The organism is Tenggerimyces flavus (genome assembly GCF_016907715.1).
GTDB lineage: Bacteria > Actinomycetota > Actinomycetes > Propionibacteriales > Actinopolymorphaceae > Tenggerimyces > Tenggerimyces flavus.
Genome location: NZ_JAFBCM010000001.1, coordinates 7792527 through 7813050 on the forward strand (window position 1 = coordinate 7792527; position 20524 = coordinate 7813050).

The window sequence follows — 20524 nt, forward strand, 5'->3', positions numbered from 1 at the left end:
ATACTCAGTAGCTATGTCCATCAGACACGGTCTTCTCGCCCTGCTCCAGGACGGCCCGAAGTACGGCTACCAGCTCCGGGTCGAGTTCGAGCACGCCACCGGAACGACCTGGCCACTCAATGTCGGGCAGGTCTACACGACGCTCACCCGGCTCGACCGCGACGGCCTCGTGCGGGGCGCGGGCGAGGACGGCGAGGGTCGGGTGATGTACGAGATCACCGACCAGGGCAGCGACGAGCTCACCAGCTGGTTCCGTACGCCCGTCAGCCGCGAGGCGCGACCGCGGGACGAGCTCGCGATCAAGCTCGCCCTCGCGCTCACCGTCAACGGCGTCGACGTCGGGGCGATCGTGCAGACGCAGCGGACCGCCACCCTGCGCACGCTGCAAGAGCTGACCCGGCTCAAGCGCGACGCCACCGAGAAGGACATCTCCTGGCTGCTGATCCTCGACGGGATGATCTTCCAGGCAGAGGCGGAGGTGCGTTGGCTCGACCACTGCGAGAGCCGGCTGATCCGACACAAGACCAGCGACACCAAGGCCCCGCAGCCGCAGCCCGACGACATCGAGGTGCCGCGATGAACGCCGCCGCACAGATCGTCCTCGAGCTCCGCGACGTACGCCGCGTGCACGGACACGGTGAGACGGCCGTGCACGCGCTCCGCGGCATCACGCTCAAGATCCGCCCCGCCGAGCTCGTCGCCGTGATGGGTCCCTCCGGCTCCGGCAAGTCCACGCTCCTCCATCTCGCCGGCGGCCTCGACACCCCCACGTCCGGCAACGCGATCGTCGAAGGCGTCGACCTCGGCACCCAGTCCCGCGCCCAGGTCGCGGCGCTGAGGCGACGCGCGATTGGCTACGTCTTCCAGGACTTCAACCTGATCCCCGCCCTCACCGCCGCGGAGAACGTAGCCCTCCCCAGAGAGCTCGACGGAGTGTCCGCGCGCCGTGCCCGCAAGCAGGCCGTCGCGGCGCTCGAGGAGGTCGGCATCGCCGACCTCGCGAACAGGTTCCCCGACGACATGTCGGGCGGTCAGCAGCAGCGGGTCGCGATCGCGCGAGCGCTCGTCGGCGAGCGCAGGCTCGTGCTCGCCGACGAGCCGACGGGGGGCGCTCGACTCCGAGACCGGCGAGTCGGTGCTGCGGGTGTTGCGTGGTCGGGTCGACGCAGGGGCGGCCGGACTGCTCGTCACCCACGAGGCCCGGCACGCCGCCTGGGCCGACCGCGTCGTGTTCCTCCGCGACGGCAGGATGGTCGACGACTCCGGGTACGTCTCCGAGCCCGAGTCACTTCTCGAAGGCGCCCAATGAGCATCCGAGGTTCCTGGCGGGTGTCGTTGCGCATCGCGCGCCGCGACGTGCTGCGCGCGAAGGGCCGCAATCTCCTTGTGGTGTTGATGATCGGCATCCCCGTCCTGCTGGTCGCCGGGCTGTCCCTGACGTTGCGCTCGGTGGAGGCCGGCGACGAAAGCGCCACGTTGCGGTCGTTGGGCGCGGCGGAGGCCCTCGTCCAGGGGCACGGCCACCAGCCGCTCGTGCAACACCCCACCGAACGGTGGCTGTACGACGGCGACGAGCAGGACGACGTCCCCTGGACCGCCGGCGAGATCGCGAAGGCGACCAACAACGACCTCGCCTCCGTCCAGACCGGCCGGGTCCTGCTCACCACCGAGGCCGGCGGGCTTGGCGTCCAGGTCCGCGAGCTCGACCTGCGCAACAAGCTGACCAAGGGACTCGCCAAGATCACCGACGGTCGAGCGCCCGAACGAGCGAACGAGGTCCTCGTCACCGCCGCCCTCGCCGAGCGGGGCATGGGCCTCGGCGGCACGGTGCGGGTACGAGACGGCAAGGCGTTCACCGTTGCCGGCATCGTCCGCGTCCCCGAAGACCTCAAAGGCATGCAGCTCGTGGCCCTCCCCGGCGCGCTGCTGGGTGAGGACGGGAATCCCCCGGAGTACCTCGTCGGTGGGCCTCCCCTCTCCTGGAAGCAGGTCCGCGCCCTCAACGAGCAGGGGCTGTACCTGCTCTCGCGAGCCGTGCTCCGCGACCCGCCGCCGACGTCGGAGATCGCCCCGAAGATGGTCGAGAGGCAGACCTCCGACGACTCGAGCATGTTGGGGACCAACGGCGCGATCGGCGGCATCGTGGTCCTGGAGATCGTGTTGCTGGCGGGACCGGCGTTCGCCGTCGGCGCCCGCCGGCAGAGCAGGCAGCTGGCCCTGTTCGTCGTGACCGGCGGCACCCCCAAGGACGTTCGCCGGGTCGTACTCGCCCAGGCCTTGGTCCTCGGGTTCGCCACCGCCGTGCTCGGCTGCGCGGTCGGCGTGGTCGGGTTCCTCGCCGCCCGCCCCGTCATCGAGAACTTCTATGGCAAAGCGATCCCGGATGTCGCCCTCGACCCGGGCGACTTCGGGATGCTCATCGGTGCGGGTGTCCTGGCTGCCCTCGCGGCGGCGCTCGTCCCCGCGATCCAGACCTCCCGCCAGGATGCCGTCGCGGTCCTCGGCGGCCGGCGCGGAGAGCTCCGTACCAAGCGCCGTTGGCCGATCGCTGGCGTCGTGATCGCCGCGATCGGCGTCGCGATCCTGGTCCTGCAGGGATTCCGGAAGGACGCCGAGAACTGGGCGGTGGTCGCCGGCACCGTCGCCCTGTCGCTCGGCGCGATCCTGATCATGCCGGCCGTCGTCGGGCTCGCGGGCCGCTTCGCCGGACGACTGCCGTTGCCGCTGCGACTGGCCGCGCGGGACACCTCACGGCATCGGAGCCGTACGGTCCCCGCCGTCGCCGCGATCATGGGCACGGTCCTCACCGTCACAGCCATGTCGGTCGCGGCGTTCAGCACGCTCGCGATGGAAGGCCGGGACTACCAGCCCCGAGAGCCGATGGGCACGCTGACCGGGTTCCTCTACGGAGTGCCCAACGCCGCGGCGAAGGAGGCTGAGCGGGCGGTCGAGCACGAGCTGCCGGGACGCGAGGTCGCGGTGCTCTACGAGGTCGACCCCTACGCGGCGAAGGGGCGGATGGCGACCCTGGTCGTTCCGGGAGCCGGCTGCAAGGGCCCAGGCTTCCCCAGCTGCAAGGCCATCGACCGGGTCGGCCGGCTGGAGTCGTACAGCCTGGCGGTGGTGACACCAGAAGGTGTCGAGGCCCTGCTCCGCAGGAAGCCCACGGCGGCGGAGGCCAAGACCCTGGCTGCGGGCGGCGTGCTCGTCCCGGTCGAGGCCGCCCTCACCCAGCGCGGGACGGCCTACCTCCAGACCTACCTGACCAAGGACACCGACGGTAAGTCCCGCACCGACACCAAGCGCCTCGAGGTGCCCGCCTTGGTGTTTCCCCCGATCACCGCACCGTTCGACCAGAAGGTCACCTATCCCGGAGTGATCAGTGAGCAGACCGCCGAGCGCCTGGGCCTCGCGTTCACCTCGTCCAGGGTCGTCGTGCCGCCCGGGGAGCCCGCGATCACCAAGGTGCAGCAGGCGCGGGTCGACGAGATCGTCGGCGGCCTGGTGGGCTTCACCGACCTCTACGTCGAGCGTGGCTACGACCATCCGGCCGGCACGTACCTGTTCCTCCTCTTGGCGCTGATCGGCGGGCTGATCGTGCTGGTCGGTACGTCGACCTCGACGGCGCTCGCGCTCGACGACGCCAAAGCCGACTTCGCCACGCTCGCGGCAATCGGCGCGGGGCCGGGGACCCGGCGCGCGACGGCGATGGGGCAGGCGGTGGTGATCGCGGTGCTCGGAGTGGTCGCCGGGGTCGCGGTCGGCATCGTCCCCGGCATCGCACTGACCTACCCGATCACGGCCGGATCGGCGGGCGGGCACATCGTCGACATCCCATGGGAGCTCCTCGGCATCGTCGCGGTAGGCGTGCCGCTGCTCGCCATCCTCGGCGCGGGCGTGTTCACCCGCGGGAGCCTGACGCTGGTCAGACGCGCGGAGTAGTACGTACGAAGTCGACCGCCTCGGCCACTACTGCCTTGTCCCGCAGGATGCGGTGGTGGCCGAGGCCGAGCGTCGTCACCAGCCGCGCGTCGGGCCAGGCCCGGACGAGTTCCTGCCCGCCCGAGATCGGCGTGTCTTCGTCGTTCCGGTCGTGCACCACGAGCAACGGCGGGACGGCCTGCTCCGACGCCAGCGACGGGATCGCGAACGCGTCCATCGTCACCCCGAACTTCGACTCGATCCGCCGCACCATCCGGCGCCGGATGCGCTCCCCGAAGCCGAAGCGGCGCGCGAACGTCATCGTCGAAGGGGTCGGGTGCGCCATCGGCGCGAGGAACACCAGCCGGTCCGGCTTGAGCCCCTCGCGCTGCTGCATCGCGACGACCGCCGCACCGGCCGAGTGGGCGATCAGCGCGTACGCGGGACCGTGCTCGGCGACCACCATCGCGAGCGCGTCGGACTGCTCGTACAGGGTCGTCCGTCCCGGACCGGACACACCCGGCTCGGACTCGCCATGACTCGGACCGTCGAACGTCACGACCTTGAAGCCGAGCGAGACGAGCGGCTCGACGAACGCGGTGAGCTGCGTCCCCCAGCCACCCCAGCCGTGTACGAGGTAGACGACCGGGCCCTCGCCCCACGACTGCCCGACGACGCGGCGGCCGTCGACGCGGACCGTGAACGGCGTCCCGGGAGCCAGCGGCACGGCCGGTCGGCGCGACCCGGGCGGCGTGCGGAACCACAGCTTCGCGGCCCAACGCGAGCCCACGTCCGGAGCGAGCGGCTCGAGAAGGCCGAAGGCGGCCCTCGTCAGCCCGAAGAGGGCGAGCATTCTGATACGACCGATCGTGCTTTTCTGTAGCGACACCATGAGGTCCCTCCCCGGGAGATTTCGAGCGACTCAGCCGACGCGGGCCGAGGCGAGCAGCTTGTCGACCGCAGCCCGCGCCCGCCGTTCGGCGTGCGGATCGGCGAGCAGCCGGTACGACTGATGAAAGGCGAGCATGACCCCGTGCAGCTCGAACGCGTACTGCTCGGGATCGAGATCGGCGTGGAACTGGCCGTCGTTCACTCCGGAGCGCCACATCGTCGCGATCGACTCCAGCCAGTCCCGCTGGCACTGGGCCAGCCGGTCGCGGACGAGACCGGGCTCGTCGTCGAGCTCGGTCGCCGCGGCCACGAAAACACAGCCGCCGGGCCAGGTGTCGCGGTCCCACTCGAGCCAGCCCTCGAACAGCTCGCGCAGCCGCGGCTCGCCACGATTGGTCTTCAGGGCAGGGCGAATCACCAGGTCGACGACGCGGGCCGAGGCGTACTCCAGCACGGCGAGCTGAAGTGCCTCCTTGGAACGGAAGTGCGCGAACAACCCGCTCTTGGAGAGCTGGGCCTGCTCGGCGAGCGAGCCGATGGTGAGGCCCCGCAGCCCGACCTTGCTGGCCATCCGCAACGCGGCCTCCAGCACGGCGTGCCGCGTCTCCTCACCCTTGCTCATGACTCGAAAATAGCACGACCGTTCAGTTACCGCTACGGCCTCGCCGAGAATGGCGAACACGGAGACCGGGCATCAGCTGCTCAACCCTGAACGGAGCGGCCTACGATGAGCCGTTCATGACAGAGGGGTGATCCACCTGGCGACCGCGTTCCTCGTCGGACCAGTCGACGCAGCCCAGCCACCAACGCACGAGGCGCTGGCGGAGCAGTTGCGCACCCTCGGCCTCACCGTCGTGGACGCCGCCGACCCCAGCACGCTGCACGAGGCGATCCAGACCGCGCCCGAGGGGCGGGTGGCGCTCGTCGACCGCCGCCTGGTCGCCCAGTCGCACGTCCTCCGCCAGATCGTCGCCGACCCGCGCCCGATCGCCGCCGCCGGACCGGGTGCGGTCGCGGTCGCGCAGGCCGCCCGCGAGCAGCTGCTCACCGCGGTCACGATCGCCGGCGCCGACCCGGACCCGGACCACATCGCCGCGGCGCTCGCCAGCGAGCTGCCGTTGCAGCGGATCGACCCGGCCCCACTCGTGGCCCAGCTCGCGGCCACGCCGGCCGAAGCCGCCGAGCTCCGCGCTCAGCTGGACGACAAGACAGAGGAACGGGTCCGCCTCAACCAGGCGGTCAAGGCCGAGGACAGCCTGTTCACCTCGTTCCTCGTCAGCCCCTGGACCAAGCACGTCGCCCGCTGGTGCGCCCGCGGCGGCATCCGGCCCAACCAGGTCACCTGGGCGTCCGCCGTCGTCGCGCTCGTCGCGGGCGTGCTCGCCGCGACCGGAACGAGGGCGGGCCTCACCGTCGGCGCGCTCCTGCTGCTGGTCTCGTTCTTCCTCGACTCGATCGACGGCCAGCTGGCGCGCTACACCTACAACTTCACCAAGCTCGGCAGCTGGCTGGACGCGACGTTCGACAAGGCGAAGGAGTTCGTGTTCTTCGCCGGCCTCGCGTATGGAGCCGCCACCCAACCGGGCGACGAGATCTGGCTGCTCGCCGCGAGCGCGGTCGCGTTCCAGGTCGTCCGGCACATGATGCACTTCGCGTACTCCGAGACCAGCGTGGACGCCGGCGTCGTCACGACCTCGGCCCAGGCCAAGCTGGCGGAGCTGCACTGGACGGTCGGCCTGCGCCGGCTCGCCCTGCTCCCCCAGGGCGAACGCATGCTGCTCATCGCCGTACTCACGATCCTCGCTGGCCCCCGCACGATGTTCCTCGTGCTGCTCGGCCTCGGGCTGCTGTCCGCTCTGTACGGGTTCACCGGCCGGATCCTGCGCAGCCTGCGCAAGATCCGCCGCGGCTGGTCCCAGCACGCGGCCTGGTCGCTCGGCGCGATGGTCGACGTCGGACCTATCGGTTGGCTCTGGCACCACGCGCTGCCGGGCCGTTCGCTCCCCTCGCCGCTGGTGACGCTCGTCGCCCTGGTCGTCCTCACCGGCGCGCTGTTGTTCACCCCTTCCGCGGGCGTGATGTGGATCGTCGTCGGCGTGCTCTGGTACGTCCTGTTGATCTCGTTCGCCAGCCGCCAACCGTTGAACGGATGGGCCGACTGGGTGCTGCCGCCGTCGTACCGGGCGGCGGAGGCCGCCGTCGCGATCGGTGCGGCGTCAATGCTCGCCCCGCACGCGCTGCCGGCGGCGTTCGCGTACGTCGCCGCCACCTCGTTCCACCACTACGACACCGTGTACCGGCTGCGCGGCGCCGAGACCGCGCCACCGCGCTGGTTGGTCGCCGCGACAGGCGGTCACGACGGCCGCATGCTTATCCTTGCGCTGCTCACCCTTGCCGGATCCGCTTGGCTGGCAGGTGGTCTGATCGTTCTGGCGATCTATCTGGCGGTGTTGTTCGTGGCCGAGAGTGTGGTGAACACCGCGACATGGGTACGAGGAGAACCGACGCAGCGCATGGCGACGCTGGTGACAGGAGACGGCCGGTGAACCGGGACGGCGAAGTGAGGCGTGCCGATAGTTGCCCAGGGTCATGTCGTACTCTCGTGCGCATGAGTTTGCAGTCGCCCGGAGGCGCTCTGTGACGAGTGTCACTGAGACGCCGTCCGAACTGGCACGGCGTTACGGCCTCTCGCCGAGCTCGGCCCGCCCACCGTTCTTCAGCTACATCAGGCAGCTGTGGGAGCGGCGGTACTTCATCCGTTCGTTCGCGACCTCGCGCACGGTCACGATGTACGCGGGCGCCCGCCTCGGCCAGCTGTGGCAGGTCCTCACGCCGCTGCTGAACGCCGCGGTGTACTTCCTGCTGTTCGGCCTGCTGCTGCAGACCAGTCGGAGCATCCCGAACTTCATCGCGTTCCTCGTGACCGGTGTGTTCGTGTTCTCGTTCACCCAGCGCTCGGTCACGTCCGGCGCGTCGGCCATCACCAGCAACCTCGGGCTGATCCGCGCCCTGCACTTCCCGCGCGCGACACTGCCGTTGACGTTGACGCTGATCGAGCTGCAGCAGATGCTGATCTCCGTCGGCGTGCTCGTCGTGATCGTCCTGCTCACCGGTGAGCCGGTCACCTGGGCGTGGCTGCTGATCATTCCGGCGCTGATCCTGCAGACGATCTTCAACACCGGGCTGTGCATGGCCCTCGCGCGGATCGGCTCGCGGATGACCGACATCACGCAGCTGCTGCCGTTCATCACCCGGACCTGGCTGTACATGTCCGGCGTGTTCTTCTCGATCCCGCAGAAGATGCACCATCATCCGAAGCTCCGGGACATCATGATGGGGAACCCGGCAACTGTGTATATCGAGCTCGTTCGGGATGCCTTCATGGATCGGCACGACGCGCCCTCCTGGGCATGGTTGGCCGCGATCGTCTGGGCGGTGGTGATGTTCTGTGTCGGGTTCTGGTACTTCTGGCGTGCTGAGGAGACCTACGGGCGTGGCTGAGGTCGTACCTACCGACGAGCGGGCGCCGACCGTCGTGGTCGACGACCTGCACGTCGTCTACCGCGTCTTCGGCGCGGGAACGGGTGGCAAGGGCACCGCTCCGGCGGCCCTCCGGCGCCTGGTGCGCCGCCAGTCGTCCCCGGTGCTGCGCGAGGTGCACGCGATCCGCGGCATCTCGTTCACGTCGTACCACGGCGAGTCGGTCGGCCTGATCGGCCGGAACGGCTCGGGCAAGAGCACGCTGCTGAAGGCGATCGCCGGTTTGCTCCCGCCGACGAAGGGTGCGGTGTTCACCGACGGGCAACCGTCGCTGCTCGGGGTGAACGCGGCGTTGATGAACGACCTCACCGGCGAGCGGAACGTCGTCCTGGGCTGCCTCGCGATGGGCATGACGCCCGCCGAGGTGAAGGAGAAGTACGACAGCATCGTCGAGTTCTCCGGCATCGGCGAGTTCATCGACCTGCCGATGCGGACGTACTCCTCGGGCATGGGTTCGCGGCTGCGGTTCGCGATCGCGGCGGCGAAGAAGCACGACGTGCTGCTGATCGACGAGGCGCTGGCGACCGGCGACGCGGAGTTCCGGCGGCGTTCGGAGGAACGCATCCGTGAGCTGCGCGACGAGGCTGGCACGGTGTTCCTGGTCAGTCACGGCCTCGACGTGATCACCGCGACCTGCGATCGGGCGATCTGGCTGGAAAAGGGCGAGATCAAGATGGACGACGACGCCGCCACCGTGGTCAAGGCGTACATCGCCGACACCGGCGGCTGAGTGCCGCTCAGGCTCGCTCCACGCGCCTCATCGGCGTTGGATCACGCCGAACGACTCGCTTCTGGCGGGCCGATCGTGCCTGCTCAGCTGCTCGAGGGCCTGCTGTCCGAGCCCGACGGGATTGCCGCTTCGGCGCTTCTGGCGTTGGGCCTCCGGCTCTCGCCTGCCGGCGTCGCGCATGACCGTGCGGGCTGGGAGGCGCTGGCCGCGGACGAGGCCTTCGTCCGGGACACGAGCATCGTGGGCACCGAGCATCTGCTGCTGGCGTTGCTGTCCTCGCTGCCCGGTGACTGGCGTGCGCTGCGGGCGCAGCTCCTGCAGTGCCAGCACGCGTTGTCGCCTGGCGGAGTCTGGGAGGCGGCCGAGACGTACCCGTTCTCCTCGCTGGCACCTTGCGCAGCCGAACACCCGGTGATCACGCCGCTGGTCGCGGCTGAGCCCGCCGTCGGCGTCTCGGTGGCGTCCACGAACGGTGAGGCCGCCTGCTACGGCTGGGCCGACGTCGCGCGCGAACGGCCCGTGGAGCCGACCACGCCGTTCCGGATCTGCTCCATCTCGAAGATCGCCACCGCGCTGCTCCTGCTCCGGCTGCAGGAGACCGGTCTGGTCGCTCTCGACGATCCCGCCACGACGTACCTGCGTGCCTTCCCGTTGCTCGATCCCGAGGGCGAACCGTCGGCGGTGACGCTGCGGGAGCTGCTCACGCACACCGCGGGCATGCCGCCTGGCGTCGGGCTGCGGCACTACCTCGGGCCGGTGCCCGCGCCGGCCGAGTCCTTCGCCGAGGGCATCCGCGCCGTCCGGCCAGCGGGCAGCTTCGCGTACAGCAACCTCGGCTTCGTCGCGCTCGGTCAGGTGGCCGCGGACGTTCTCGGGCGCTCGTACGCCGAGGCCGTGACGTCGTGGGTACTGGAACCGCTCGGGCTGTCGGACGTTGCCGTCGCGCCGGTGCTGCCGGACGACGCGGCCCGGGGCTACGTGGTCGACGCGGGTCAGCTCGTGCTGGTCCGCAGCAGCGCGATCCTCGCCCAGGGCGCCGGCGAGCTCGTCTGCTCCGCCTCCTCCGCCGCCCGCCTCGCCGCGGCGGTCATGACCGACGAGCTGATCTCGGCACGTTCACGCGAGGATCTGCTGGGCCGGTACGTCGTCCAGCCGTCCGGGCGGTGGCAGGGTCTCGCGGTCCGCGTCGAGGACCGGGACGGCATGCTCGTCGCGTACCACGGCGGGAACTGGCCCGGCTACACCGCTGCCGTCTACGCCGCCGACGACGGGCACGCGGTCGCGGCGCTCGCGAACACGAATGTCTCGCTGCTGAAGGGTTTCCTGCACGCCGCGTTCGTCGGCAGCTAGGGCGTCCCGTCCGACCACCCGCCCGTGGTCGCCTTACACGGCCGGTGGCCCCTCTACCTGGCGTCCACCCCACGTAAAGGGGCCAATGATCATGTAAACATGATCATTGGCCCGGGTGCTCGACCGGCGGATACGGTCGGCGGCTAGGGCGTCTCGTCCGGCCGCTCGTGCTCGCCCAGCGAGCGCGGGCTGGTGAGGAAGCCCCAGCCCCAGGTCAGGTGCATGGTCGCGATCACGACCGGCAGCCACAGCCGCGCCCGCCAGTTCAGGCCGCGGCTCTCGACGAGCGAGCCAAGCACGATCGCGAGCGCGTACCCCACCGGCAGCACGAAGCCCAGCAACAGCAGCGACATCCGGGTTACCGCGCCGACCAGGCCGAGCAGCGTCCCGACCAGCACCGCGAGGGAGGCCGTCGGCGCCGCCAGGTAGCGCAGCGACGAGGTGCCCCGGTGCGTACGCGTCACCACGCGCCGCCAGCGACCGGTCAGGTAGAACTGCCGCGCCAGCGCACGGACGTTCGGCCGCGGCCGGTACGTCACCCGCAGGTCCGGCGAGAACCACACCGTGCCGCCGCTGCGACGGATCCGGTAGTTCAGCTCCCAGTCCTGCGCGCGGACGAACGTCTCGTCGTACCCGCCCAGCTTGTCCAACGTCGACCGCCGGAACACCCCGAGGTACACCGAGTCGACCGGCCCGGCGCCACCACCGAGGTGGAAACGCGCCCCGCCGATCCCCAGCGCCGACGTCATCGCCCGCGCGACGGCCTGCTCGAACGGGGTCAAACCCTCGGCAGCCATCACGCCGCCCACGTTGTCCGCGCCGGTCTCCTCGAGCACCTCGACCGCGCGCTTGATGTATCCGGGCGAGAGGATCCCATGCCCGTCCACCCGCATCACGATCCCGTGCTGGGCTTGCCGAATCGCCGCGTTCAGTCCGCTGGGCGTGATCCCGCGCGGGTTGTCGATCAACCGCACGCGCGGGTCGGCCGTCACGATCTCCTGCGCGATCTCGTGGGTACGGTCCGTGGACGGACCGACCGCGATCACGATCTCGAGCGGGCCTGGGTAGTCCTGGGCGAGCACCTTGTTGACCGAGTCGCGCAGGAAGCGTTCCTCGTTCAGTACCGGCATCACGACAGAGACCGGCGGCCAAGTAGCCCGCGCGGTATCGGAGTCTCGTGTCACGACACCGGTCTCCTCGACTGTCTCCATAGCGTCCGCCAACCTATCTGGCATCCCTGACCGACCCGTCGCCGGGCCAATTGTGACGGAGTAGGGACGCAGGGTCAGGCTGCCGCGCAGACAGAGTTGAGGTCGCCGACCGGTTCGGGAGACTTTGTCCCGTTTGATTTTATCGATTTGGACGGCTGGGGTGCCTTCACCGGCTTCTTCGCCGCCGTCGGGGTGGGAACGACGCCGTTCGACGCATCGATCGCGCTTCGGACCTTCGACTGGATCAGCGTGACGTTCGGGTGCGACGCGCGGATCAGCGGCGGGACGAACTGCACCGAGGTGATCTTCTGCTTCTTCACCCGCATCGAGAGGTCGACGAACTTCCCCAGCTCCGAGCTCGGGATGTCGGTCGACATCACCTGCTTGCCGGCCTTCGCGATCGCCTGGAACTTCAGCAGCACGGTGCCGGGATCCAGCTGGTCCAGCATCGCCGCCATCACGCAGCGCTGCCTGGCCATCCGGTCGTAGTCGCTCGAGCCCGTCCGGGACCGGGCGTACCAGAGCGAGCGGTACCCGTCGAGCTTCTGCTTGCCGGCCTTGATCGTGCCGCTGCGTTCGCTGCCGATGCCGCCGATCGGGACGTTCTTCTTGACGTCGATCGTCAGCCCGCCCACCGCGTCGACGAGCTGCCGGAAGCCGAACAGGTCGATGAGCACGTAATAGTTGACCGGCAACCCGGTGAGTCCGCTGATCGCGTCCTTGGTGGCGACGATCCCGGGGTCCGGTACGCCGGGGAACAGCTCCTTGTGGTCGTTCGCCCAGGTGTAGACGGCGTTGAGCAGGCAGCTGTCGCAGTGGAACCCGTTCGGGAACTGCTCGTGCATCACGGTGCCGCGCGGGAACGGGACGCGCTGCAGGTTGCGCGGGAAGCTGAACATCGCGGTGTGGCCGGTGTCCTCGTCGACCGAGACCAGCGTGATGCTGTCGGGACGGAGGCCCTCGCGGTCGGGGCCGGCGTCGCCGCCGAGCAGCAGGATGTTGTAGCGGCCGGCGTTCGGGTCGGACTTCTTGCCCGCGCCGAAGATTCCGTCGATCGACTCGCGGGCGACCGCGACGTACTGCGACCCGAGCAGCAGGGCGCCGACGCAGACGAGCGACATGGTGGCGGTGGCGATCGTCGCGGTGAGGCGCTGCTTGCGTTCGAGGCCGAGCGGCCGGCCGAGGCGCCAGGCGTCGATGAACAGCAGCAGCCAGCCGACGGCGAAGATCAGCAGAACGATGCGGAGCACGGCGAGCACGGCGGAGTTGGTGAACAGGCCGACGAGCAGGTTGGGGGCGAGCCAGGCGAGCAGTGCGGCGAGGGCTCCGACGCCGAGGACGCCGAGCAGGACACGTACGGCGAACCGTCCGACCGCCTTGTTGCCGGCGACGAGCTGAGCCGTCCCGGGGGCGAACAACGTCATCAACAGCAGCGTGATGCTCCGGCGGAATCGCACCCGCGACGAGTGCCCCTGGAGGTCCTCCTCCTGCATGCCCCTGCCCCGTTCGATCTACTCTCCGTGATGTTCGTGACTGTCAGTATTTGCACAGCGGATCGGAACTTCGGGGGTGCCACGCCGAGTGGTGGGATCTCAATCCGGGTAGCGTGACCGGCATGCCCAACGGTGGCCCGCGCGACGAGGACCCCCAATACGACTGGCTCTACGCACGCGACAACGCGGCGGGCGACCAAGCCGAGCCGGCGGGTGACGACGCGACCCAGATGATGCCGCGGCGCCGCGATCGGCGGTCCGGGCACAGGCGGAGCGGGCTGTACGCCGACGAGTCCGACTCGACGCGGCCGCTGTCGCAGGGTTACGACCAGGGCTACGACCAAGAGGGCGGGTACGGGCAGCAGCCGCCGCCCGCTCCGTACCGGACCGATCCGAACGATCCGCAGTACCCGCCGCCGCTCCCGCCGCGACAGCCCAGCCCGCAGCCCCAGGGGCCCGGCGGCCCGCCGCAGGGTCCGCGGGGTCCACAGCCCCCTCAGCCGCCGCGCCGGGCTCCGTCCACGCGGCGCCGGCGCCGGTTGCCGATCATCCGGATCATCCTGCTGTTGATCTTCGCGTACCTGGTGTTCCTCGTCGCGATGCCGATCGTGGCGTGGGGCCGGGTGGACAAGGTGCCGTTCGAGTCGGCCGACGGCGGGCCACCGGACACGCCCGGCACGACATACCTGCTGGTGGGCTCGGACAGCCGCGAGGGCCTGACCCGCGAGGAGCAGAACGAGCTCGGCACCGGGCGCGCGACCGGGCAGCGGACCGACACGATCATGCTGCTGCACGTTCCGACGTTCGGGCCGCCGGTGCTCGTCTCGATCCCCCGCGACCTGCGCGTGAACATCCCCGGTCGGGACGGGCGGAGCCGGATCAACGCGGCCTACGCGTTCGGCGGCGCCGAGCTGCTGACGAAGACTGTCGAAGCGACGACGAACCTGCGGGTGGACGAGTACGTCGAGATCGGGTTCGGCGGCTTCGCGTCGATCGTCAACTCCCTTGGTGGCATCGAGATGTGCTTGCCGAAGGCGATGAAGGACAAGGACGCGCACATCGACCTGCCGGCCGGCTGCCAGACGTTGGACGGCAAGAACGCGCTGGGGTACGTCCGTGCCCGCAAGTCCGACCCGCGCGGCGACCTTGGGCGGGTCGAGCGGCAGCGACAGTTCCTCGCGGCGGTGCTGAAGGAGGCCGCGAGCCCGGCGACGTTCGTCAACCCGATCCGGTACGCGACCCTCAACACCGCCGGCGGCGACGCACTGACGGTCGGCGACTCGACCGGGCTGTTCGACCTGGCCAAGTTCGCCCTCGCGATGCGAGCGATCTCCGGCGAGGGCGGCGTGACGTTGACCGTGCCGGTGACCGACGGCAGCGCGGAGCGGCTGGACGAGGACAAAGCCGAGCTGCTCTTCGACGCCCTCCGTTCCGGCGGCACGATCCCGCGCGACCTGCTGCCTTCGCCCTTGCCGTCCTAGCCTCGCCTTACCCGGCCAGTGGCCCCTCTACCTGGCGTCCACCCCACGTAAAGCGGCCAATGATCATGTAAACATGATCATTGGCCCCAGGGCGGGCGGGCCGGACCGGGCGAACCACCGCCGGACGAAAGGTCGAGGCTAGCGGGCGGGCCGTTGGTTGCCGGGGAAGAGGCTCGGGTCGATCAGCGGGCCGAGGTGGGCGAGCTTGTCGGGGTTCAACACGTTCTGGAAACCGACGATCTGACCGTCGGCGATCTGCAGGGCGAGGACGGCGGCCAGGTTGCCGTCGGCGTCGACGATGCGGGCGCCGGGGTGGCCGTTGACGAGCGTGGGCTCGATCCTGCCGGACAGGCTCTTCGCCGTACGGAAGATGCCCAGCACGAACCGCGCCACCCTGGTCCGGCCGACCGCCGGGGTCGCGAGCGCGGGTGCCTTGCCGCCGCCGTCGCCGACGAACGCGACGTCCTCGGCGAGCATCCGTTCCAGGCCAGCGATGTCGCCTGACTCCGCCGCCGCGAAGAACTGCCGCGCCAGTTCGTCCCGCCGCGCAGGCGAGGCCTCGAAGCGAGACTCCCCCGACGCGAGCCGGCGCTGGGCGCGGACGAAGATCTGCCGGCAGTTCGCCTCGGTCTTCTCCACGATGGCGGCGATCCGGTCGTAGTCGTACCCGAAGACCTCACGCAGCAGGAACACCGCGCGCTCGACCGGCGTCAGGCTCTCCAGCAGGACGAGGAACGCGAGCGACACCGTGTCCGCCGTCTCGGCGTGCGCGGCAGGGTCGCCCATCGCGGACGTGTCGAGCAGCGGCTCGGGAAGCCAGGCGCCGACGTACTGCTCGCGCCGCACCCGCGCCGAGCGCAGGTGGTCGATCGCGAGCCGGGTCGTGACCGTCGTGGCGTACGCCTCGGGCGACTCCACCTCGTGGGGCTGCGACCGAACCAGGCGCAGGAACGCCTCCTGCACGATGTCCTCCGCCTCCGCGACGCTGCCGAGCATCCGGTACGCGATCGAGAACATCAGCGGCCGCAGCTCGTCGTGCAGGTCCGCCGCGAGATTGGTCACGGCTTCGATCCAACCATGTCGGTGTCACAGGACGGAGGAGCCGTACGTCGGAGGGGTCATCAAGTGAGGAAAATGGAGGCACACCGATGCGTATCTTCCTCGCCGGAGCGACCGGAGTCGTCGGCCGTTACCTGGCACCGGCCCTGATCGAACGGGGCCACGAGGTCGTCGGCACCACTCGTTCGTCCGCCAAGGTCGAGAGCCTGCGCGCTTCCGGGGTCGAGCCCGTGGTGGTCGACGGCCTGGACGCGGACGGCGTTCTCCGCGCGGTCAGCAAGTCCAAGCCCGACGTCGTCGTCCACCAGCTGACCGGCCTCGGGACGGGCGCGGACTTCAAGCACTTCGACCGGTCGTTCGCGGAGACGAACAAGCTGCGGACGCGCGGGACCGACAACCTGCTCGCTGCCGCTCGGGCGAGTGGAGCGGGGCGGTTCGTGGCGCAGAGCTTCACCAGCTGGCCGTTCCCGCGTACGGGCGGGCCGGCCAAGACCGAGGCCGATCCGCTCGACCCGTCGCCGATTGCCGCGTCCCGGGAGTCGTACGCCGCGATCGTGCACGTGGAGGAGGTGGTGGCGGGCGCGTCCGACCTGGCGGGCGTCGCGTTGCGGTACGGCGGCTTCTACGGCCCGGGCACGAGCCTCGGCCGCGACGGCGAGATCACCGAGATGGTCCGGTCGCGCAAGCTGCCCCTGGTCGGCTCCGGCGAGGGCGTGTGGTCGTTCATCCATATCGCCGACGTCGCCTCGGCCACCGTCTGCGCGATCGAGGGCAGCGCGACCGGGATCTTCCACATCGTCGACGACGAGCCGGCGCCGGTCCGAGTGTGGCTGCCGTACCTCGCCTCAGCACTGGGCGCCAAGCCACCGCTGAAGGTGCCCGCCTTCGTCGCCAAGCTGCTGATCGGCGAGATGGGCGTCGCGATGATGACCCAGATCCGCGGCGCGTCGAACGCGAAGGCCAAGCGGGAGCTGGGCTGGCAGCTGACCTACCCGAGCTGGCGCGAAGGCTTCCGCACCGGCCTCTGACGAGTCAGCGCAACCCTAAGGGCGGCCGAGGCCTCGGTAGGTCCAGCCGGCTGTCCGCCAGGCCTGGCGGTCGAGGCAGTTGCGGGCGTCGATGACCTGGCGGTCCGCCACCACGTCGCCCAGGACGACGGGGTCCAGCTCGCGGAACTCCGGCCACTCCGTCAGGTGCAGGACGACGTGGGCGCCGCGGCAGGCGTCCATGACGGAGTCGGCGTAGCGCAAGGTCGGGAACGAGCGGCGGGCGTTCTCGTTCGCCTTCGGGTCGTACACGCTCACCAGTGCGCCGTGCAGGTGGATCCGGCCGGCGACGTTCAGCGCGGGCGAGTCGCGGATGTCGTCGGTGTTCGGCTTGAACGCCGCACCCAGCACCGCGACCTTCGAGCCGACCCAGCGGTTGCCGAGCACCTCCGCGCACAGGTCGACGACCTTCTGCCGGCGGTTGAGGTTGATCTGGTCGACCTCGCGCAGCAGCGTGAGCACCTCCTCCGCACCCAGCTCGCCGGCGCGGGCCATGAAGCCGCGCAGGTCCTTGGGGATGCAGCCTCCGCCATACCCCAGCCCGGCGTCGAGGTACCGCCGGCCGATACGCGCGTCGTACCCGATCGCGTCGGCGAGGATCGACACGTCCGCGCCGGTCGCGTCGCACAGCTCGGCCATCGCGTTGATGAACGAGAGCTTGGTCGCGAGGAACGAGTTCGCCGCCGTCTTCACCAGCTCGGCGGTCGCGAAGTCGCACACGATCACCGGTACGCCGCCGGCGACGATCGGCGCGTAGACCTCGCGCAGGATCCGTTCGGCCCGCTCGCTGCGCACCCCAAGCACCAGCCGGTCGGGTCGCAGCGTGTCCTCGACCGCGAAGCCCTCGCGGAGGAACTCCGGGTTCCACGCCAGCTCCACGTCGGCCGTCGTGAGCGACGCGATGCGGGCGGCGAGGCGCGAGGCCGTACCCACCGGGACCGTCGACTTGCCGACGATCAGCGCCGGCCGGGTCATCCGGCTGGCGAGCGCCTCGACGGCGGCGTCGACGTACGACAGGTCCGCCGCGTACTCGCCATCGCGCTGCGGCGTGCCCACGCAGACGAAGTGGACGTCGCCGAACTCCGCGGCCTCGTCGTAGGACGTGGTGAACCGCAACCGGCCGGTCTCGACGTGCTTGCGGAGCAACGGCTCCAGCTCGGGCTCGAAGATCGGCACCTGACCGTCGGCCAGCTTGGCGATCTTGCCCGGGTCGACGTCGACGCCGAGGACCTCGAAGCCGAGCTCGGCCATGCAGGCGGCGTGCGTCGCGCCGAGATAGCCCGTACCGATGACAGTGATGCGATGCGTCACGGCCTAGGACCTCCCAGCCCTGTTGGCGAACGGCCGACGCGCCGCACGTTACCCCACCGTAGGATTCACGGCATGAGCGAGATCCCGCTGTTCGCCCTGCCCGAGGAACACGAGGCCATCCGCGAGGCCTGCGCGGCCGTGTGCCGCGACAAGGTCGCGCCGCACGCGGCGGAGGCAGACCGGCTGAGCGAGTTCCCGCAGGCGTCGTACGACGCGCTGCGCGCGGCCGACTTCCACGCCCCGCACGTCCCGGAGGCGTACGACGGTGCCGGCGCCGACGCGCTGGCCACGGCGATCGTGATCGAGGAGGTCGCGCGGGTCTGCGCCTCGTCGTCGCTGATCCCGGCGGTGAACAAGCTCGGCTCGATGCCGCTGATCCTCGCGGGCACGGAGGAGCTCAAGCAGCAGTACCTGGTGCCGCTGGCGCGCGGCGAGGCGATGTTCTCGTACTGCCTGTCCGAGCCCGAGGCCGGCAGCGACGCGGCGTCGATGAAGACGCGGGCCGTACGTTCCGGCGACTCCTGGGTGCTGAACGGCGTGAAGCGCTGGATCACGAACGCCGGGGTGAGCGAGTTCTACACGGTCTTCGCCGTGACCGATCCGGAGGCGGGGGCGCGCGGCATTTCCGCTTTCGTGGTGGAGAAGTCCGACGCCGGCGTGTCGTTCGGGGCGCCAGAGAAGAAGCTGGGGATCAAGGGCTCGCCGACGTGCGAGGTCTACCTGGACAACGTCACGATCCCTGCCTCGCGGCTGATCGGCAACGAGGGCGAGGGTTTCAAGCTGGCCCTGCGTACGTTGGACCACACGCGCGTGACGATTGCCGCGCAGGCGTTGGGGATCGCGCAGGGTGCGCTGGACCACGCTGTCGCCTATGTGCGCGAGCGGAAGCAGTTCGGCCAGGCGGTGGCGGACTTCCAGGGCATCCAGTTCATGGTCGCGGACATGGGGATGAAGCTCGAGGCGGCGCGGCAGCTGACGTACGCGGCGGCGGCCCGGTCGGAGCGTGGCGACTCGGACCTGACGTTCTTCGGAGCGGCGGCGAAGTGCTTCGCTTCGGACGTGGCGATGGAGGTCACGACGGACGCCGTTCAGCTGCTGGGTGGGTACGGCTACGTGAACGACTACCCGCTCGAGCGGATGATGCGGGACGCGAAGATCACCCAGATCTACGAGGGCACGAACCAGATCCAGCGCATGGTGATGGGGCGAAAGCTGTTGCAGGGTTGATGGATCTCGCTCCCCTCACCGCTTCGGACGAGGCGCTCGTCGCGGCGGCCACCCGGGCGATCGACGCCGTCGGCGACGGCCGGGTGTACACGGTCGGCGCGGCCGTGAGCGCGGTGGACGGGTCGGTGTACGTCGGCGTCAACCTGTACCACTTCACCGGCGGCCCCTGCGCCGAGCTGACGGCGCTCGCGACCGCGCGGACCCAGGGCGCGCGGGAGCTCACGACCATCGTCGCGGTCGGCGACCGCGGCCGCGGCGTGCTGTCGCCCTGCGGGCGGGACCGGCAGGTGCTGGCCGACCTGTTCCCGGGAATCCGGGTCATCCTGCCGACGCCGGACGGCCCGCGCACGGTGCCGGTCGCGGAGCTATTGCCGCTCGCATACGTCTCCACTCTGGCGAACCAGCAGCGCGTGCCGTTCGCCGCCGAATACCTGGACGCCGTACGGGCCGGACGGAAGGTGGCGACGATCCGCCTGCGCGACTCGGTGCGCCTCGGCGAGGCGGACCTGGTGTTCGAGTCCTCGCCCGAGGTGGTGCTGTCGGGCGAGGTGACCAGCCTGGTCCGCAAGCGCCTCAGCGACGTCACGCACGAGGAGGCGGTGGCCGCCGGCAACGCGGACCTCGCCGACCTGCGAGCCCGGATGCCGCGGCACTACCCGGAGATCACCCTCGACGACGACGTGACGATCGTCGGCTTCCGGCTCACCGGGCGCTGACGATCAGAGTTTGCGTCGGCGAGGCAGGATCGAGGAGTGACCTTCACTCCGTCCACCTTCGGGGCCAAATGATCATGTTTACATGATCATTGGCCCCTTTACGTGGGGTGGACGCCAGGTAGAGGGGCCACTGGACGTGTGAGGCGACCAGCCGACCAACCCGTCACGAAATCCTGAGGCTAGTCGTCGCCAGGGTGGTTGACGAGGTACGCAGCGGCCGAGGGGGCGTCGTCGTGGGCTTCGAGCGTGCCCTCGTACACGAAGACCCGCACGTTGGTGAGGCCGTCCGCCGGATAGTCCTCCGGGTCGTCGCCGTACACCTGCATCCGCACGCCACCGTCGACGTCGTCCGGATGGTCCATCACCCAGACCTCGAGGATCGCCCGCGCCACGTCGTCGGCGTCCCGTTCCAGGTCCGAACGCGACTCCCGCCGCCCCGAGCCCTCCCAGCTGCCGTCGTAGTCGCTCAGCTCGACCTCGTACGTGTAGTACCTCGGCATTGCCCCCTGAATCCCTCCACTCCGCACAACTCCCGCCGCGGAAACTAC

Annotated in this window: 17 protein-coding genes and 1 pseudogene; 11 read left to right on the forward strand and 7 right to left on the reverse strand. The window is 70.1% G+C overall.

What is annotated here, in order from left to right; translation table 11 throughout:
* Positions 1-13: 13 nt before the first annotated feature.
* The 3 genes and pseudogenes from JOD67_RS36285 to JOD67_RS36295 all read left to right on the forward strand — a co-directional run bounded on the left by JOD67_RS36285 (position 14) and on the right by JOD67_RS36295 (position 3942).
* Positions 14-580, forward strand: coding sequence for a PadR family transcriptional regulator (locus JOD67_RS36285; RefSeq protein WP_205122184.1), 567 nt, complete (start codon positions 14-16; stop codon positions 578-580).
* Positions 577-1309, forward strand: a pseudogene (locus tag JOD67_RS36290) (ABC transporter ATP-binding protein). The gene JOD67_RS36285 and the pseudogene JOD67_RS36290 overlap by 4 nt, the downstream one beginning before the upstream one ends.
* Positions 1213-3942 (forward strand): FtsX-like permease family protein, encoded by a 2730-nt coding sequence (locus JOD67_RS36295; RefSeq protein ID WP_372442379.1) that lies wholly within the window; start codon positions 1213-1215, stop codon positions 3940-3942. Before JOD67_RS36290 ends, JOD67_RS36295 begins: the two are co-directional and overlap by 97 nt.
* Here JOD67_RS36295 and JOD67_RS36300 read toward each other — a convergent pair.
* Complete coding sequence (locus JOD67_RS36300) at positions 3926-4774, reverse strand: alpha/beta hydrolase (RefSeq protein WP_205122186.1); 849 nt, start codon at positions 4772-4774, stop codon at positions 3926-3928. The genes JOD67_RS36295 and JOD67_RS36300 overlap by 17 nt on opposite strands.
* A 69-nt stretch (positions 4775-4843) precedes the next feature.
* Positions 4844-5434, reverse strand: a complete 591-nt coding sequence (locus tag JOD67_RS36305) for a TetR/AcrR family transcriptional regulator (RefSeq protein ID WP_205122187.1) — start codon at positions 5432-5434, stop codon at positions 4844-4846.
* Positions 5435-5561: 127 nt separating this feature from the next.
* On the opposite strand from JOD67_RS36305, the gene JOD67_RS36310 reads away from it, so the two are divergent.
* The 4 genes from JOD67_RS36310 (at position 5562) to JOD67_RS36325 (ending at position 10432) form a co-directional block, all read left to right on the forward strand.
* Positions 5562-7358, forward strand: a complete 1797-nt coding sequence (locus tag JOD67_RS36310; protein ID WP_205122188.1) for a DUF5941 domain-containing protein — start codon at positions 5562-5564, stop codon at positions 7356-7358.
* Between the two features lie 91 nt (positions 7359-7449).
* A complete protein-coding gene (locus JOD67_RS36315) occupies positions 7450-8313 on the forward strand; it encodes an ABC transporter permease (RefSeq protein WP_307782675.1) in 864 nt (287 codons plus the stop codon).
* Positions 8306-9082 carry an ABC transporter ATP-binding protein gene (locus tag JOD67_RS36320; protein WP_205122190.1) on the forward strand — a complete coding sequence of 259 codons (777 nt, stop codon included), beginning with the start codon at positions 8306-8308 and terminating at the stop codon, positions 9080-9082. The genes JOD67_RS36315 and JOD67_RS36320 overlap by 8 nt, the downstream gene beginning before the upstream one ends.
* Positions 9083-9157: 75 nt before the next feature.
* Positions 9158-10432 carry a serine hydrolase domain-containing protein gene (locus tag JOD67_RS36325; protein ID WP_205122191.1) on the forward strand — a complete coding sequence of 425 codons (1275 nt, stop codon included), beginning with the start codon at positions 9158-9160 and terminating at the stop codon, positions 10430-10432.
* A gap of 143 nt (positions 10433-10575) precedes the next feature.
* On the opposite strand, the gene JOD67_RS36330 is transcribed toward JOD67_RS36325, so the two are convergent.
* Both JOD67_RS36330 and JOD67_RS36335 read right to left on the reverse strand, forming a co-directional pair.
* Complete coding sequence (locus JOD67_RS36330; protein ID WP_205122192.1) at positions 10576-11643, reverse strand: glycosyltransferase family 2 protein; 1068 nt, start codon at positions 11641-11643, stop codon at positions 10576-10578.
* A 74-nt stretch (positions 11644-11717) separates the two neighbouring features.
* The gene (locus JOD67_RS36335) at positions 11718-13136 is read right to left on the reverse strand and encodes an LCP family protein (protein WP_205122193.1); all 1419 of its coding nucleotides are present in this window, start codon (positions 13134-13136) and stop codon (positions 11718-11720) included.
* Positions 13137-13258: 122 nt separating this feature from the next.
* Between JOD67_RS36335 and JOD67_RS40855 the strand changes: the two genes are divergently transcribed.
* Positions 13259-14617, forward strand: coding sequence for an LCP family protein (locus JOD67_RS40855; RefSeq protein ID WP_239554219.1), 1359 nt, complete (start codon positions 13259-13261; stop codon positions 14615-14617).
* Positions 14618-14755: 138 nt separating this feature from the next.
* On the opposite strand, the gene JOD67_RS36345 is transcribed toward JOD67_RS40855, so the two are convergent.
* Positions 14756-15679: an RNA polymerase sigma-70 factor gene (locus JOD67_RS36345; protein WP_307782676.1), complete on the reverse strand. Its 924-nt coding sequence runs from the start codon at positions 15677-15679 to the stop codon at positions 14756-14758.
* An 86-nt stretch (positions 15680-15765) separates the two neighbouring features.
* Here JOD67_RS36345 and JOD67_RS36350 point away from each other — a divergent pair, with 86 nt between their 5' ends.
* Positions 15766-16704: an NAD-dependent epimerase/dehydratase family protein gene (locus JOD67_RS36350; protein ID WP_205122194.1), complete on the forward strand. Its 939-nt coding sequence runs from the start codon at positions 15766-15768 to the stop codon at positions 16702-16704.
* 15 nt (positions 16705-16719) lie between these two features.
* Here the strand turns inward: JOD67_RS36350 and JOD67_RS36355 are convergent, their stop codons facing one another.
* Complete coding sequence (locus JOD67_RS36355; RefSeq protein ID WP_205122195.1) at positions 16720-18033, reverse strand: UDP-glucose dehydrogenase family protein; 1314 nt, start codon at positions 18031-18033, stop codon at positions 16720-16722.
* Positions 18034-18105: 72 nt separating this feature from the next.
* Between JOD67_RS36355 and JOD67_RS36360 the strand changes: the two genes are divergently transcribed.
* Together JOD67_RS36360 and JOD67_RS36365 are read left to right on the forward strand one after the other, a co-directional pair.
* Positions 18106-19260: an acyl-CoA dehydrogenase family protein gene (locus tag JOD67_RS36360; protein WP_205122196.1), complete on the forward strand. Its 1155-nt coding sequence runs from the start codon at positions 18106-18108 to the stop codon at positions 19258-19260.
* Positions 19260-19976, forward strand: a complete 717-nt coding sequence (locus JOD67_RS36365; RefSeq protein WP_205122197.1) for an ASCH domain-containing protein — start codon at positions 19260-19262, stop codon at positions 19974-19976. Before JOD67_RS36360 ends, JOD67_RS36365 begins: the two co-directional genes overlap by 1 nt.
* Before the next feature lie 179 nt (positions 19977-20155).
* On the opposite strand, the gene JOD67_RS36370 is transcribed toward JOD67_RS36365, so the two are convergent.
* A complete protein-coding gene (locus tag JOD67_RS36370) occupies positions 20156-20476 on the reverse strand; it encodes a hypothetical protein (RefSeq protein WP_205122198.1) in 321 nt (106 codons plus the stop codon).
* Between the last annotated feature and the right edge of the window lie 48 nt (positions 20477-20524).